General features: G+C 70.9%; 13 protein-coding genes. 9 read left to right on the top strand and 4 right to left on the bottom strand.

Going from position 1 to position 15252, the window contains the following annotated elements:
- Nucleotides 1–50 precede the first annotated feature (50 nt).
- The 5 genes from G8A07_RS16450 (at nucleotide 51) to dusA (ending at nucleotide 8331) form a co-directional block, all read left to right on the top strand.
- A complete protein-coding gene (locus G8A07_RS16450) occupies nucleotides 51–2519 on the top strand; it encodes a TonB-dependent receptor (RefSeq protein ID WP_249937023.1) in 2469 nt (822 codons plus the stop codon).
- Between the two features lie 37 nt (nucleotides 2520–2556).
- Nucleotides 2557–3909 (top strand): MFS transporter, encoded by a 1353-nt coding sequence (locus G8A07_RS16445; protein WP_195793109.1) that lies wholly within the window; start codon nucleotides 2557–2559, stop codon nucleotides 3907–3909.
- 50 nt (nucleotides 3910–3959) lie between these two features.
- On the top strand, nucleotides 3960–5627 hold the full coding sequence (locus tag G8A07_RS16440; RefSeq protein ID WP_195793108.1) for a serine hydrolase: 1668 nt from the start codon (nucleotides 3960–3962) through the stop codon (nucleotides 5625–5627).
- 14 nt (nucleotides 5628–5641) lie between these two features.
- Nucleotides 5642–7129, top strand: coding sequence for a M81 family metallopeptidase (locus G8A07_RS16435; protein WP_195793107.1), 1488 nt, complete (start codon nucleotides 5642–5644; stop codon nucleotides 7127–7129).
- Between the two features lie 155 nt (nucleotides 7130–7284).
- On the top strand, nucleotides 7285–8331 hold the full coding sequence (gene dusA / locus G8A07_RS16430) for a tRNA dihydrouridine(20/20a) synthase DusA (protein ID WP_249937022.1): 1047 nt from the start codon (nucleotides 7285–7287) through the stop codon (nucleotides 8329–8331).
- Here dusA and G8A07_RS16425 read toward each other — a convergent pair.
- On the bottom strand, nucleotides 8294–8980 hold the full coding sequence (locus G8A07_RS16425; RefSeq protein ID WP_195793106.1) for a DUF998 domain-containing protein: 687 nt from the start codon (nucleotides 8978–8980) through the stop codon (nucleotides 8294–8296). The genes dusA and G8A07_RS16425 overlap by 38 nt on opposite strands.
- A gap of 119 nt (nucleotides 8981–9099) precedes the next feature.
- Here G8A07_RS16425 and G8A07_RS16420 point away from each other — a divergent pair, with 119 nt between their 5' ends.
- From G8A07_RS16420 to G8A07_RS16405, 4 genes are all read left to right on the top strand, one after another.
- Nucleotides 9100–9798 carry a TetR/AcrR family transcriptional regulator gene (locus G8A07_RS16420; protein ID WP_213086171.1) on the top strand — a complete coding sequence of 233 codons (699 nt, stop codon included), beginning with the start codon at nucleotides 9100–9102 and terminating at the stop codon, nucleotides 9796–9798.
- An 88-nt stretch (nucleotides 9799–9886) separates the two neighbouring features.
- Nucleotides 9887–10468 (top strand): methylated-DNA--[protein]-cysteine S-methyltransferase, encoded by a 582-nt coding sequence (locus G8A07_RS16415; RefSeq protein ID WP_195793105.1) that lies wholly within the window; start codon nucleotides 9887–9889, stop codon nucleotides 10466–10468.
- 34 nt (nucleotides 10469–10502) lie between these two features.
- Complete coding sequence (locus tag G8A07_RS16410; RefSeq protein ID WP_195793104.1) at nucleotides 10503–11750, top strand: DEAD/DEAH box helicase; 1248 nt, start codon at nucleotides 10503–10505, stop codon at nucleotides 11748–11750.
- Nucleotides 11751–11761: 11 nt separating this feature from the next.
- Complete coding sequence (locus G8A07_RS16405; protein WP_195793103.1) at nucleotides 11762–12439, top strand: glutathione S-transferase; 678 nt, start codon at nucleotides 11762–11764, stop codon at nucleotides 12437–12439.
- A gap of 24 nt (nucleotides 12440–12463) precedes the next feature.
- Here the strand turns inward: G8A07_RS16405 and G8A07_RS16400 are convergent, their stop codons facing one another.
- The 3 genes from G8A07_RS16400 to G8A07_RS16390 form a co-directional block, all read right to left on the bottom strand.
- Nucleotides 12464–13480 (bottom strand): recombination-associated protein RdgC, encoded by a 1017-nt coding sequence (locus tag G8A07_RS16400; RefSeq protein WP_195793102.1) that lies wholly within the window; start codon nucleotides 13478–13480, stop codon nucleotides 12464–12466.
- 118 nt (nucleotides 13481–13598) lie between these two features.
- Nucleotides 13599–14246, bottom strand: coding sequence for a DsbA family oxidoreductase (locus G8A07_RS16395; RefSeq protein ID WP_371816374.1), 648 nt, complete (start codon nucleotides 14244–14246; stop codon nucleotides 13599–13601).
- A gap of 12 nt (nucleotides 14247–14258) precedes the next feature.
- On the bottom strand, nucleotides 14259–15251 hold the full coding sequence (locus tag G8A07_RS16390; protein ID WP_195793101.1) for a succinylglutamate desuccinylase/aspartoacylase family protein: 993 nt from the start codon (nucleotides 15249–15251) through the stop codon (nucleotides 14259–14261).
- Between the last annotated feature and the right edge of the window lies 1 nt (nucleotide 15252).

Genomic DNA, 15252 nt, shown 5'->3' with positions numbered 1-15252 from the left:
CAGCGGCCGGCCCTGCCAGGCTGCGCTCACAGGAGACCCATGTGCACACCATGAAGCCGCCCTTGCTGCGACCCCTGGCCGTGGCCCTGAGCCTGGCCCTCGTCGGCCTGAGCTGCGCCGCCCAGGGCAACGCGCTCGCCACGCCGGCCGCCGCCGCGCCGCAGGCGCTGAACATCCCGGCGCTGCCGGCCGCGCAATCGCTGCAGCAGCTGATCGAGCAGACGCGCATCCAGCTGATCTATTCGCCGGACCTGGTGCGCGGCCTCATCACCAAGGCGGTGAACGGCAGCTTCACCCCCCTCGAGGCGCTGAACCGCATGCTCGACGGCAGCGGGCTGCAGGCGGTGGAGACCGGCGCCAACGCCCTGACCATCCGCCCCGCGGCCTCGTCGTCGCCGCGCGCCGACAAGGTCCAGCTCGACTCGGTGGTCGTCAGCGCCAGCCGCCGCAACGAGCCGGTGCGCGAGGTGCCGATGCAGGTCAGCGTGGTGGGCGGCGAGCAGCTGCAGCGCAAGGGCGCGCGCAGCCTGCAGGACTACCTGGCCGGTGAGGCCGGTGTCGATGTCAAGAGCATGGGCGGCGCGGGTGTCGGCACGGTCAGCATCCGCGGCGTCACCACCGGCACGCAGACCATCGCCACCGTCGGCATCTATGTGGACGATGTCGCCTTCGGCTCCAGCGGCCCCTTCGCCAGCGGCCCGCAGATGGCGCTGGACATGGGGCTGCTGGACCTCAAGCATGTGGAGGTGCTGCGCGGCCCGCAGGGCACCCTGTACGGCGCCGGCGCGATGGGTGGGCTCTTGAAATACGTGACCCATGAGCCGGACACCTACGAGCTGTCCGGCCGGCTCACGCTGGGCGCCTCGGCCACGCGCGGCGGCGGCCCCGGCCATACCGTCGGCGCGGTGCTCAATGTGCCGCTGAAGGAGGATGTGGCGGGCCTGCGGGTCTCGGCCTTCAACGAGCATTTCGGCGGCACGGTCGATACCATCGGCCAGCGGCCCCGCAGCGACAACGATCGCGGCGACACCCGCGGCCTGCGCGCCTCGCTGCTGGTCACGCCGGTCCGGCAGATGAAACTGCGCTTCACCGGCACGACGCAGAAGATCCGCCGCGACGGCACCGATTTCGTCGAGTACCGTCCCAGCGACAGCGAGCCGCTGCATGCGGGCGGCCGGCAGCGCCGCCTGCGCGAGCCGGAGCCCTACGACGTCAAGATCGACCTGCTGTCGGCCGATCTCGAATACGACTTCGGCTGGGCGCGCCTGAACTCGATCAGCTCGCGGCAGAAGGTCGCCTCGCATGTGCAGGTCGACCTCAGCGAATCCTATGTGCCGATGCTGGCCGGCCTGGGCCTGAACCTCGGCAGCGCCTGGGCGAACACCGACGTCACCCTGGACAAGACCACGCAGGAGCTGCGCCTGACCTCGAAGTCCGACAAGACGCTGGAATGGCTGCTCGGCTTCTACTGGGATGACGAGGCCTCTACCAACGACCAGCTTGCCCGCACCACCTTGCCCGGCGGAGCCCCGGGGCCGCAGCTGTTCACCGCGGGCCTGCCGGCCCGCTTCAAGGAGATAGCCCTGTACGGGGACCTCACCTGGAAGAGCGCTGCCGGCCTGGCCCTGACCGGCGGCCTGCGCGTGGCGCGCAACAAGCAGCGCTACACCCAGCTCACCGAGGGCCTGCTGGCCGGCGGCAAGCAGGCACTGGAGGGCGCGTCGAGCGAGACCAGCCGCACCTGGCTGCTGACCGCGCGCTATGCGCTGGACAAGGGCAGCGATGTCTATCTGCGCGGCGCCACCGGCTACCGCCCCGGCGGCCCCAACGCGGTGCTGAACGATCCGGTGACCGGCGCGCCCACCGGGCCCAACAGCTTTCGGCATGACGCGCTGACCAGCGTCGAGGCCGGCTACAAGGCCGACCTGCTGGACAAGCGCCTGTCGCTGGAGGCCGCGGCCTTCGACATCCGCTGGAAGGATCTGCAGCAGTTCATGCCCAGCGGCGGCGTCACGACCATCGTCAACGCCGGCGCGGCGCGCGTGCGCGGCGCCGAGCTGGTGGCGAGCTGGCGGCCCGATGCGCGCTGGACCCTGGCCGGCAACGCGGCCTATATCGACGCCCGGCTCAGCGAGGATGCGCCGGGCCTGGGCGCCAAGGCCGGCGCGCGCCTGCCGTCCAGCGCCCGCTTCTCCGCCAGCCTGTCGGCGAACTATGCCTTCGAGCTGAGCGGGCGTCCCAGCTACGTCGGCCTGACGCAGCGCCATGTGGGCGAACGCCGCACCGGCTTCGAGGGCAGCGCGGCCCTGCCGCTGTACCGCCTGCCGGCCTATGCGATGACAGATCTGCAGGCGGGCATCGACTTCGGCCGCCTGCAGCTGGCCCTGTATGTGCGCAACCTGTTCGACCGCGCCGCGCAGCTGGCCGGCAACAACATCCTGCAGCCCTTCGGCGGGCCGGGCTGGGTCTCGCTCGCACCGCCGCGCACGCTCGGCGCGACCCTGACCCTGCCGTTCTGAGGCCGCGTCCTCGTTCGTTCTTCACCGGACCCCTTCCATGGACATTCCCCTCTCCGGGCGCCAGCGCCCGGTGGCGCCGCCGCATGCGGTGGGCGCCGCCGCCATCGCGACCTACGGCCTGCTGGTGCTGATCATCGCCACCGTGTTCGCCGCGATCGACCGGCAGATCCTGGTGCTGCTGGCCGAGCCGATGCGGCAGTCGCTGCAGCTGTCGGACACCAAGCTCGGCCTGCTGCAGGGCGCCGGCATCACGCTGTTCTCGGGCCTGGCCGCGCTGCCCATCGGCTGGCTGGCCGACCGCTACGGCCGCCGCTCCCTGCTGGCGATCTGCGTGCTGGTCTGGGCCGCGGCCACGGCCGCCTGCGGGCTGGCGCGCGACTTCCCCTCGCTGTTCCTGGCCGCCGCGGGCCTGGGCATCGGCGAGGCGGGCCTGGCGCCGATCGTCTACGGCCTGATCCCGCAGATCGTCTCGGCGCGCCGCCGCGTGCTGGCCAATGGCGTCTATGCGCTGGCGGCGATCTTCGGCGCGGGCCTGGGCATCACCCTGAGCGGCGCCATGGTCGGCCAGCTGGAGCTGCTGCGCCCGCTGCTGCCGCCCTCCTGGCAAGACCTGGAACCCTGGCGCCTGGCCTTCCTGGCGGTGGCCGCGCCGGGGCCGCTGGTGGCGCTGGCGGTGCTGCTGGTGCGCCTGCATCCGCAGCGCGAGGGCCTGCGGCAGGCGGCGCCCAGCGCGGCCCTGTCGCTGCTGCCCTACAGCCGCGCGCATGGGCGCACGATGGCCACGGTGTTCGGCGGCTCGGGCATGGCCACCCTGGGCCTGGCGGCGGGCAGCATGTGGCTGCCCATCATTGCGGCGCGGCATTTCGGCGCCGCCACCGCGGACGTGGGGCGGGGCATCGGCCTGGCCTATCTGCTGGGCACCGCGGTGGGGGCCCTGGCCGGCGCTGCGGGCGTGAAGCTGCTGGGCGGCCGGCTGGGTCCGGCGCTGCCGGTGCGGGTGGTCGGCGTCGGGGCCGCGGTGGCGGCGCTGGCCGCAGCGGCGATGCCGTTCGCGCCGGATGCGTCCAGCCTGTACGCGCTGTTCGGCGTCCAGGTGGCCGCGCTGATCGCCGGCAGCGTGCTGGTGCCGACCCTGCTGCAGGACATGAGCCCCGAGGCGCTGCGCTCGCGCGTGATCGCGGTGGGCACGGCGCTGAGCGTGCTGCTCAGCGCGCTCAGCCCGGTGCTGGTGGGCGCGGTGTCCGACCTGCTGCAGGCCACGCCCGCCGGGCTGCTGGCGGCGGCGGCCGGCGTCGGCGCGCTGGCCTTCGCGCTGGCCGCCGGGCTGATGTTCGCCGCCGAGCGGCCCTATGTCCGCACGGTCCGGGCCGTGCATCCCGAGCTTGGCTGAGCCAAGCCCTTTTCCTTGACCGATTGATTGACTGACTGATTGGAGACCCCATGAGCGAATCCGCTGTTGCTTCTTCTTCCGACCCCGTGGCCACGATCGACGGCCTGTTCGCCGCCGTCAACCGCAGCGATGCGCCCGGCCTGGTGGTGGGGGTGGCCCGGCATGGCCGGGCGCTTTACCGCCGCGGCTTCGGCCTGGCCAGCCTTGAGCATGGCGTGGCCAACACCGCCTGGACGCGCATGCGCATCGGCTCGACCAGCAAGCATTTCACCTGCCTGGCCGTGCTGCTGCTGGCCGAGGACGGCAAGCTCGATGTCGACGCCAGCGTGCGCCGCTACCTGCCCGAGCTGCCGGTGCTGCTGGGCGAGCCCAGCCTGCGCCAGCTGATGAACCACACCGGGGGCTACCGCTGCTATCTCGACACGGGCTTCCTGGCCGAGGGCATGGCGATCAAGCCCAAGGGCGTGGCGCTGGCGATACAGCTGCGCCAGGGCGGCGTGAACTTCGCACCCGGCGAGAAGATGATGTACTGCAACAGCGGTTACCACCTGCTGTCCCTGGTCATCGAGCGGGTCGGCGGTCTGCCCTTCGAGCAGTTCCTGCAGGAGCGCATCTTCGCGCCGCTGGGCATGTTGGACACCGCCTCGGTGCCCAGCGACTTCGAGATCCACCGCGGCCTGGCGACCCTGCATGTGCCGCTGCCGCCGGAGCAGGGCGGTGGCTGGCGGCGCGGCATCTTTCCCACCGAGGAGGTGCGCGGCGAGGGCGCGATGGTCTCGACCATCGACGACATGCTGGGCTGGCTGGCCCATCTGCGCGGCCCCGCGAAGACCGTCGGCAGCGCATCGAGCTGGCAGCAGATGGTCAGCCGCGCGCGGCTCAACAACGGCACCGAGCTGCCCTACGCGCTGGGGCTGATGGTCCATCCCTATCGCGGGGTCGAGGTGGTGCACCATGCCGGCGGCGTGGTCGGCGGCACCTGCCAGATGATCACGGTGCCGGCCCATGGGCTGGACATCGTGATGATGACCAATGGCGCGCTGCTCGATCCGGTGGCCACGGCCTTCCAGATCATCGACGCCGTGTTGGGCGATGCGCTGCTGACCGAACCGCCGGTGGCCAAGGCCGCCAGCGAGCCCTTCAAGCCCATGCTGGGCGCGCGCTACCACGCGGCCGGCTCGGGCCTGGTGCTCGCCTTCGAGGAGGCGCCGGGCGGCACGCTCGGCCTGCGCTTCCTGAACAACAAGCCCGTGCCGCTGAAGGAGAACGGCGAGGCGCTGCGCATCGGCGTGGAGGACATGGCGGTCGGCCCGCTCAGCGTGCGCGCCGCCAGCCTGGCCCGCAGCGGCGAGGCGCCCGCCGCGCTCGACGTCAGCGAGGGCGGCCATGTCGAACGCTTCGAGCGCCTGCCGGCCACGCCGCCGGCCGCGCAAGACCTGGCCCCGAAACTGCTGGGCCGCTACCGGGCGCCGGACCTGGCCGCCGAGGCGGGCTTTCGCCTCGACGGCGAGCGCCTGCTGCTCGACGTGGGTGGCGTCTATGGCACGCATGCGCTGGAGCTGGAGCCGTTCTCCACCGAGGTGTTCGGCTGGCAGGTCAGTGGCACGCCGCTGTGCGGCGTGCTGAATCTGGAGCGCGGCGCCGATGGGCGCGTGACGGCCTTCCGCATCGACACCTTGCGTACCCGCCAGATGCGCTTCGAGCGCCTGGCCGGCTGAACCGGGAGCAGCAGATGAAGATTTTCCTGGCGCAACTGACCACCGAGACCAACACCTTTGCCTATGCGCCCACCGGCTGGGGTGGTTTCGAGGAGTTCGGCATCTACCGCGGCGATGCCAGCCGCGTTGCCCCCGAGGGCTCGGGCTCGCTGATGCGCTTCATGCGCACCATGATCGAGGCCGACGGGCACCAGATGGTGGAGAGCCTGTGCAGCTTCGCCCAGCCGCTGGGCCGCACCGTGCGCGCGGTCTACGAGGACCTGCGCGGCCAGGTGCTGGACGATCTGCGCGCCGCGCTGCCGGTGCAGGCAGTGCAGCTGACCCTGCATGGCGCGATGGCGGCGGATGGCTATGACGACTGCGAGGGCGACCTGATCGCGCGGGTGCGCGAGATCGTCGGGCCCGATGTGCCGATCGGGGTGGAACTGGACCTGCACTGTCATTTCACCGCGCTGATGCAGCGCTCGGCCGATGTGATCATCGCCTTCAAGGAGTACCCGCATATCGACGTCGAGGAGCGCGCCCGCGAGCTCTACCGCATCCTGGTGGACATGATGCAGGGTCGCGTGCGGCCGACCACCGGCGTGTTCGATTGCAAGATGGTAGGCCTGTGGCACACCACGCGCGAGCCGATGGCGGGCTTTGTGCGGCGCATGCAGGCATTGGAAGGCAAGGACGGCGTGCTGTCCGTCTCGCTCGGCCATGGTTTCCCTTGGGGCGATGTGCCCGAGTCCGGCGCCAAGCTCTGGGTGGTGACCGACAACGATGCCGCCAAGGCCCAGGCCCTGGCCGAGCAACTGGGCCGCGAGTTCTGGGAACTGCGCGAGCAGACCGGCGACAACTCGATGCCGCTGGATGCCGCGCTGGACCGCGCGCTGGCCGTGCCAGGCGGCCCGGTGGTGCTGGCCGATGTGGCGGACAACCCGGGCGGCGGCGCCCCGAGTGACAGCACGTTCGTGTTGCGGCGGGTGCTGGAGCGCGGCATCGGCAACGTCGTCATCGGCGCGTTCTGGGATCTTGGGGCGGTGCAGATATGCTGCGATGCCGGCGTCGGGGCGGTGGTCGATCTGCGCGTCGGCGGCAAATGCGGGCCCAGCTCCGGCGAGCCGGTGGACCTGCGCGTGACCGTGCGCCACATCCTCGACAAGCACACGCAGGGCCTGCCGGGCATGACCGGCCGCGTGCCGATGGGGCGCTGCGTCTGGGTGGAGGCGGCGAACGGCCTGCACCTGCTGCTGTCCTCGGTGCGCGGGCAGATCTTTGGCACCGACGCCTTCCAGGGCATCGGCATCACGCTGACCGACAAGAAGCTGGTGGTGGTGAAGTCGACACAGCATTTCCATGCCGACTTCGCGCCCATCGCCAAGGCCGTGGTCTACGCCGCCACGCCGGGCGCCATCACGCCCGACTTCGCCGCGATCCCCTATCGCCACCGCGACCTCAACTACTGGCCGCGCCAGGCCGATCCGCATGCGGAACGGGCCGGGGTATTGCCGGCCTGAGCTGGGGGAGGGCGGGGCCTTTCGATCCAGCGCCGCCCGCTAAAGGCCCTGCCACGTAAAATCCGGGTTCCCGACGCGCCGGGCCGAGAGAGAAAACCTCCGGCCCGGCCGTCTGTTTCCGTTTTCTCTTCTTGGTGTTTGCTTGGATCGTGGTGATGAGTAATGACATGCAGCAGCAAGGCAGCAGCCCGTGGCGCCTGAGCGTCGCGCCGATGCTGGACTGGACCGATCGTCATTGCCGTTATTTCCATCGCCTGCTGAGCCGCCATACCCGGCTGTACACCGAGATGGTGACCACCGGCGCCCTGCTGCATGGCGACCGGCCGCGGCATCTGGACTTCAACGACGAGGAACATCCGGTCGCGCTGCAGCTGGGTGGCTCGGAGCCGGCGGATCTGGCGGCCTGCGCGAAGCTGGCCGAACAATGGGGCTATGACGAGGTCAATCTGAACTGCGGCTGCCCCAGCGAGCGGGTGCAGAAGGGCGCCTTCGGTGCCTGCCTGATGGCCGAGCCGGCCCTGGTGGCGGATGGCGTGAAGGCGATGCGCGACGCGGTCTCGAACATCCCGGTGACGGTCAAGCACCGCATCGGCATCGACAAGATCGAGAGCTACGAGTTCGTGCGCGACTTCATCGGTCAGGTGGCCGAGGTCGGCTGCGAGGTCTTCATCGTGCATGCGCGCAATGCCTGGCTGCAGGGCCTGTCGCCGAAGGACAACCGCGAGATCCCGCCGCTGCGCTACGAGCTAGTGCACCGCCTGAAGCGCGAGTTCCCGCACCTGACGATCGTGATCAACGGCGGCCTGAAGGGCGATGCCGAGATCGCCGAGCAGCTTGAGCATGTCGACGGCGTGATGGTCGGCCGCCAGGCCTATCACGAGCCCTGGCAGATGGCGCAATGGGACGCGCGCTTCTTCGGCCGGCCCAACCCGGTCCTGGCTGCCGCCGGCCGCGAGGCGGTGGAAGCGGCCTGGGTTGCCTACCTGGGCGCGCAGCAGCTGCAGGGCCGGCCCTGGTCGCATGGCATGCGCCATGCGCTGGGCCTGTGGAATGGCACGCCGGGCGCGCGCCGCTGGCGGCAGGTCTGGTCGGACCACAAGCTCAAGCCCCTGCCGGCGGCCGAGGTGGCCGAGCTGGCCAGCGCGGCGCGCCTGCGCGATTCGCTCAGCGCCGCAGCGACTCTCGGCGCAGTTGCGCTGTGATCACCGAGACCCAGCCGAACAGCAGCAGGCCGGTCAGGGCCATCACGATGCCGGGCCAGGGCGAGGCCATGCCGGCACCGAACAGGACGGGCGCGAGCCCCGCGGTCAGCAGGCAGTAGGCCATCCAGCCGCGCCGCTGCAGACCCGCATAGCGGCGCGCGAACACCAGCGTGGCCGCCATCAGCGAGAAGAAGGACAGGAAGAAGCCGATCGTATGGACCAGGGCGCGGCCGCTCATGGCCGCGGCCGGCCCCGGCGGCGTGCCGTCCGGCAGCCCGAAGGCCGGGTCCGGCGGGCACAGGCCGGCCAGCACCATGCCGATGCCGTAGGCGCCGATCAGCAGCGCGCCCCAGCTGCCGCCGCGCTGACCGCGCAGATATTGGCGCACGCCGACCGCGCCGGCCAGCGCGAGCAGCCCGGCGGCGATGAAGTTCAGGTCCTGCAGCCAGCCCCAGCGGGCCAGGCTCAGGTAGCTGAGCGGCAGCTGCTGGATGTCATAGCCCGGCTGCGCGATCAGCTGCAGCAGGGCCAGCAGATAGAAGAGGGGTGTGCTGACGATGCCGCAGGCCAGCAGGCGTGCGCTGCGGATCTTCCGGGCTTGGTTGGGCGTCGGCTGGGCCGTGCCGCCCATCGTGGCTTGTTGGTTCATGTGATGCTCCCTGCGGCCTGATGGTTTGAAATAAAACTGAACTGTTTGGTTTAGTTGTTTGCAATGTGCCCGCGCTCTTGATGCCTGTCAAGTGCGGTGGCGGCGCTAGACTGCCGCCCATGGACAAGCAGCTCAGCAAGGAAGAAGACCCGCCGGAGATGTCGCGCTCGGAGCTGCGGGCCCAGCAGAAGCAGCAGCAGATCCTCGAGGCGGCCACGGCCCTGTTCCTGGAGAAGGGCTACGACCTCACGACGATGGACGATGTGGCGAATCGCGCCGGGGTCTCCAAGGCGACCGTCTACAAGCATGTCGCCGACAAGGAGCGGCTCTATGCCGAGGTGGTCGAGGCGACGATCGACCAGATCGCCGTCGCGATGCATCTGGTGGCCGAGACCCTGGCGGCCGATGCCGAGCCGGCCGAGGCCCTGTCGTTGCTGGCGCGCAAGCTGCTGCAGGCCTTGCTGCGGCCGCAGATGCTGCAGCTGCGCCGCATGGTGATCGCACAGGCGGACCGCTTTCCGGCGGTGGGGCGGGCCTGGTACGAGCGCGGCTTCGGCCGCGTGATCGAGACCCTGGCGGCCGGCTTCGAGCGCATGGCGCAGCGCTCGGGGCTGGTGCTGCCCGACCCGGTCCTGGCCGCGCATCACTTCGCCGGCCTGCTGCTGTGGATCCCGCTTAACCGCGCGATGTTCACCGGCGAGCACCGCAGCAGCAAGGCCGAGCTGGAGCGCTATGCCGAGGCGGCGGTGGCGACCTTTCTGGCCGCCTATGGCGCGCCGGGGCGAGCCCCGGCGAAGAAGCTGCCCAGGGCGCTCTGAGGGGCCTTGCGACCCGGCCTGTAAAATGGCGCGTGCGCTGCTGGCGTCAGCTCCGCTCCCTCACCGAGCCCCTTCGAGCCCCTTTCGCATGCCGCCTCGCCTCTTCTTCCATTGCTACGAGACTCCGCTGGGTTGCTGCGGCATGGCCTGGAACGAGCGCGCGGTCATCGTCGGCTCGCAGCTGCCGGAGGAAAACGCCGGCGCGACGCGCGACCGCATGCGGGCGCGCTTCCCTGCGGCGCGCGAGCTGCCGCTGCCGGACGAGCTGCCGGCGCCGATCCGGCATGCGATCGCGGGCGTGCGCGCGCTGCTGGCCGGCGAGCCGCGTGACCTGCTGGAGCTGGAGCTGGACGACAGCGCGCTGCCCGAGTTCAACCGCGAGGTACTGGCGCTGACGCGTCGCATCCCGGTCGGCCAGACCCTCAGCTATGGCGAGGTGGCGGCGCGCCTGGGCCAGCCCGGCGCGGCGCGCGCGGTCGGCCAGGCCGAGGGTCACAACCCCTTCGCGCCGATCGTGCCCTGCCACCGCGTGCTGCCCACACCCGGCAGCGGCAGCAAGGGCGGCTTTTCCTCCCATGGCGGCCTGGCCACCAAGCAGCGCCTGCTGCTGATCGAGGCGCGCGCCACCGGCCAGCTCGGCGGCGAGCAGGGCAGCCTGTTCGGCGGCTGAGCCCGAACCTACTTTCTTCTCTCTCATTCATTCCATGTCATTTGCTCCCCTGGGCCTTGAGCCTGCGCTGCTGAAGGTCCTGTCCGAGCTCGACTATCAAGACCCGACCCCGATCCAGGCCGCGGCGATCCCGCCGGCGCTGGCCGGCCGTGACCTGCTGGGCCAGGCCGCCACCGGCGCCGGCAAGACCCTGGCCTTCGGCCTGCCGCTGCTGCAGAGGGCGCTGCAGGCGGGCGGGGAGGGGCGGCGCCTGCGCGCGCTGGTGCTGGCGCCGACACGCGAGCTGGCCGCGCAGATCGCCGAGGCACTGCGCGACATCGCGCGCCTGCTGCCGGGCAAGCTCAAGATCTCGGTGGCCTTCGGCGGCGTCTCGATCAACCCGCAGCTGATGGGCCTGCGCGGCGGCTGCGATGTGCTGGTCGCGACGCCGGGCCGGCTGCTGGATCTGGTCGAGCACAATGCGCTGCGCTTCGACGCGCTGCAGCTGCTGGTGCTGGACGAGGCCGACCGCCTGCTCGACATGGGCTTCGCGGACGAGCTGCAGCGCATCCTGGCTCTGCTGCCGGCGCGGCGCCAGAACCTGTTCTTCTCGGCCACCTTCCCGCCGGCGGTGCAGGCCCTGGCCGACGGCCTGCTGCGCGAGCCGCTGCGCGTCGAGGCGCCGGCCGAGGCGCCGCCGGACATCCTGCAACGCGCGATCCAGGTCGACGAGGCCAAGCGCACGCCGCTGCTGCGCCACCTGCTGGCCAGCGAAGGCTGGTCGCGCCTGCTGGTCTTCGTCGCGACCCAGTACGCGACCGAGTTGGTCTCGGACAAGCTCTGGAAGGCCGGCATCAAGGCCGCGGCCCTGCATGGCGAGCTCAGCCAGGGCACGCGCCGCGAGGTACTGGCGGCGCTGAAGGCCGGCACGGTGCAGGTGTTGGTGGCCACCGATGTGGCGGCGCGCGGGCTGGACATCCCGGAGCTGCCGGCGGTGCTGAACTACGACCTGCCGCGCTCGCCGGCCGATTACACGCACCGCATCGGCCGCACCGGCCGCGCCGGCGCCAGCGGCGTGGCGCTGAGCTTCGTGCCGGCGGCGGCCGAGGCGCATTTCCGCCTGATCGAGAAGCGCTGTGGGGCCCGTGTGCCGCGCGAGCAGATCGCCGGCTTCGAGCCCAAGGACGTGGCGCCGGCCGAGCCGGGCGCGGGCGGCATCAAGAGCAAGACCCGCAAGAGCAAGAAGGACAAGCTGCGCGAGGCGGCCGTAGCGGCAGCGGCAGGCAAACCGCCGTCCGCTTAAGATCCGGCCCCATGCTGGAACTGCTGATCGCCAACAAGAACTACTCGTCCTGGTCGCTGCGACCCTGGCTGCTGATGCGCGAGCTGGGCATCGCCTTTCGCGAGGAGCAGCATCCCTTCGGCGATGCGGCCGCCTTCCGCGCCTTCTCGCCCAGCGGCAAGGTCCCTTGCCTGCGCGACGGCGAGCTGCTGATCTGGGACTCGCTGGCGATCACCGAATACCTGGCCGAGCAGGAGCCGCGCGTCTGGCCGGCCGATGCGCGCTCGCGCGCCTGGGCGCGCAGCGCCACGGCCGAGATGCATGCCGGCTTCGGCAGCCTGCGCACGCTCAACACGATGAACTGCGGCCTGCGCGTCGCGATCGCCGAGCCCTGGCCACCGGCCCTGCTGCGCGACTGGCAGCGGCTCGATGCCCTGTGGTGCGAGGGCCTGGCGCGCTTCGGCGGTCCCTTCGTGGCCGGCGCCGCCTTCAGCGCGGCCGACGCCTTCTTCGCGCCGGTGGCGCTGCGCGCGCAGACCTATGGCCCGAAGCTCTCCGCACCGGCCCAGGCCTATCTGCAACGCCTGCTGGACCTGCCCTCGCTGCAGGACTGGTACCGCGCCGCGCTGGCCGAAACCTGGCGCGACGCCGAGCATGAGGAGGAAGCGCGCAGCGCCGGCACCTGGCTGCAGGACCTGCGCCAGCGCTGAGCGAGGCCGCGCGTCAGGCCGAGCTCAGTCCCAGGGCGCCTTTTCCAGCGTTTCCAGCGCCTGGGCCGCGGCGGCCGGCGTGGCCTGGTCCAGGTCCAGCACCGTGACATCGGGCGGGATCAGTTCGGAACCGGGTGCCGAGGCCAGGAAGTCATGCTCGCCGCCCAGGCCTTCGATCAGCGCCGGGATCAGCTCGCCCAGCTCGCCGCTGGCGATCACCGCGTCGGCGTCGAACTGCTCGTCCTTCTCGGGCTTGTCATGGCCTTCGAACACCAGGTCCAGGAAGGCGATCTTCTTGACGGCCAGGGTGTCGGTCAGCACGAAGGAGACGCGGTCCTTGTAGCTCATCGCCAGCTTGGTCGGGCGCTTGCCGCTGCTCAGGTGCTGACGCACCTCCTCGATGTCCAGCGCATGGCGGGCATAGCGCACCACGGACTTCATCTCGTCCTCGCTCTTGAGCTCGCATTCGCGGTCGATCGTGAAGCCCTCCGGCGGCACGCCGTCCATCAGCCAGGCGGCCATGCAGGTGGCGGGCGCCTCGGCGCTCTGCACCAGGTGCAGGGCCAGGCCGTCCAGGGTCTTGACCAAGAGGCTCACCACCTCCTCGCAGCGCGCCGGGCTGGAGGCGTCGATCATCAGGAGGCGCTGCTCGGGCGCGATCCAGATGCGGATGCTGCTGCGCTTCTTGAAGCACAGCGGCAGCAGTTCCTGCGTGGCCTGTTCCTTCAGGTCCTTCAGCGCCTTCTTGCCGGGCTTGCGGCCGGTCTGCTCCTCGATCTGGGCGGCGATCTCGTCGACGCGCTCCTTCACCACCGAGCCCGGCAGCACGCGCGATTCGATCTGCAGCTTCAGGTGCAGGTGGCCGTCGATCACCTCGACCAGCGGCGCATGCTCGATGCCGCGCGGCGGCACCCAGCCCAGCGACAGCGGCTCGGTCGCGCCGCAGGGCTGGAACTGGCCCTTGGCCAGCGCGGCTTCCATCTCTTGCTGGGTGGGCTGCCAGGCGGCGCCCACGCGGTAAATCGTCAGGTTCTTGAACATCGGTCGTGATCGGAAATGCAACCGCCCCGGGGGAGCGGGGCGGTTTGATGAAACGGATGGTCTGATTGTGACTCATCGCGGGTACGCGCTGAGCCGCAAGCCGGGTACGGCTTGTCGCTCAGTCGCTTGCAGCCTCGGCCGCGATCTGGCGCAGCGCCTGCTCGAACACCTCCGGCGGCTGGCCGCCGGAGATCAGGTGCTGCTCATTGATGATCACCGCCGGCACCGAGCTGACGCCCAGCGAGTGGTAGAGCGACTCGGCATCGAGCACCTCGTCGGCGTAGCGGCCGCTTTCCAGCACCGCCAGGGCCTCGTCGGCATCCAGACCGACGGCGGCGGCGCGCTCCAGCAGCAGGGCCTGGTTGCTCGGGTCCTTGCCCTCGGTGAAATAGGCGCGGAACAGCGAGAGCTTCAGCTCGCGCTGCAGGCTGCCGCCCTGCAGGCCGGCCCAGTGCAGCAGGCGGTGCGCGTCGAAGGTGTTGTAGATGCGGCTGCGCGCGCCCTGCGCGAAATCGAAACCGAGCGCGGCGCCGCGTTCGCGGATGCGCTCGCGGTTCGCCGCCAGCTGCGCCGGCGGCAGGCCGTACTTGCGGGCCAGATGCTCGTCGATGTCCTCGCCCTCGGGCGCCATGCCGGGGTTCAGCTCGAAGGGCTGGAAATGCAGCTCGACCTGCAGCTCGGGCAGGCGCGCCAGCGCCTGCTCCAGGGACTTCAGGCCGATGGCGCACCAGGGGCAGGAGACGTCGGAAACGAAATCGATCTTCATAGGACCAGGAATCTAGCCGACTTGCCTCGAGCTTGCTCGCGCCAGGTAAAACCACTCGGCGCCGGGCTGGCCCTGGGCGGCCGGGAACACGATGCGGCCGTCATCCGGCGCCAGCACCGGTGTGCCGTCGAAGCGGGTGCCGATCAGCTGGCCCTTGGCTACCGGGTCGAAGCTGGCCCAGGCGCGCTCGAAGCGGTCGCCCTCATGCTCGCGGTCGACCACCTCGTAGAGCTGCAGCAGCTCGGGCGGGGTCGCCGGGCGCGGCTCCACCACATCGGCATCCGCCATGCCCAGCAGCACCAGGGTGCGCAGGATGGCCTTGTAGGCGAACTCGGGCGCGTCGGGATCCTGGTGCTGGCCGCATTCCAGGGTGATGCCATAGCCGCCGCGCGAGCGCATGTACTCGGTGGTGCCGACGCCGTAATGCGGGTCCTGCTGCAGCGCGGTGCGGCGGCTGCCGTCGCCGGCGCGGGCCGCGCGGCGCTGCAGGCCCAGCGCATAGGTCGAGAGCCAGCCCTCGACGATGCGCTCGGTGCCGACGCAGGCGGCCAGCAGGCCCTCGGAGCGCGCATGGGCAAAGGGCTCCAGCTCGCCGCGGTTGTCGCGCGGGCCCAGCATCGCGAAGGGCTTGCCCTGGCCCTGGAAGCTGTGCAGGTCCAGCAGCACCTCGTGCTCGGCCAGCCAGCGGCAGAGCTGGGTCGCGATGCGGTCCTCGAAGTCCTGCGGCACCACCGGCGGGCGCAGATTGCGGTTCAGGTTGCGATCGCCCTCGCGCCGGCCCAATTGGTGCGCCAGCGGGTTGACGATGGGAATGAAGCTCACGGTGCCGCAGTTCAGGCGCAGCGCGCCGCTGTCCAGCGCGTCGATCACGCGCCGGATCGCGGCCACGCCACAAACCTCGTTGCCATGCACGGCGGCGCTGACCAGCAGGCGCGGCCCGGGCTTCAGGCCGGCGAACTGGTGGATGCGCAGGAAGGCGGGTTGAGGAGTCGTGTCGGTGCTCATG

Source organism: Roseateles sp. DAIF2, assembly GCF_015624425.1.
In the GTDB taxonomy this organism is placed as follows: Bacteria; Pseudomonadota; Gammaproteobacteria; order Burkholderiales; family Burkholderiaceae_C; genus Kinneretia.
Note: the sequence above shows the minus strand (reverse complement) of the source record. Positions and strands in the feature narration are given on the sequence as shown.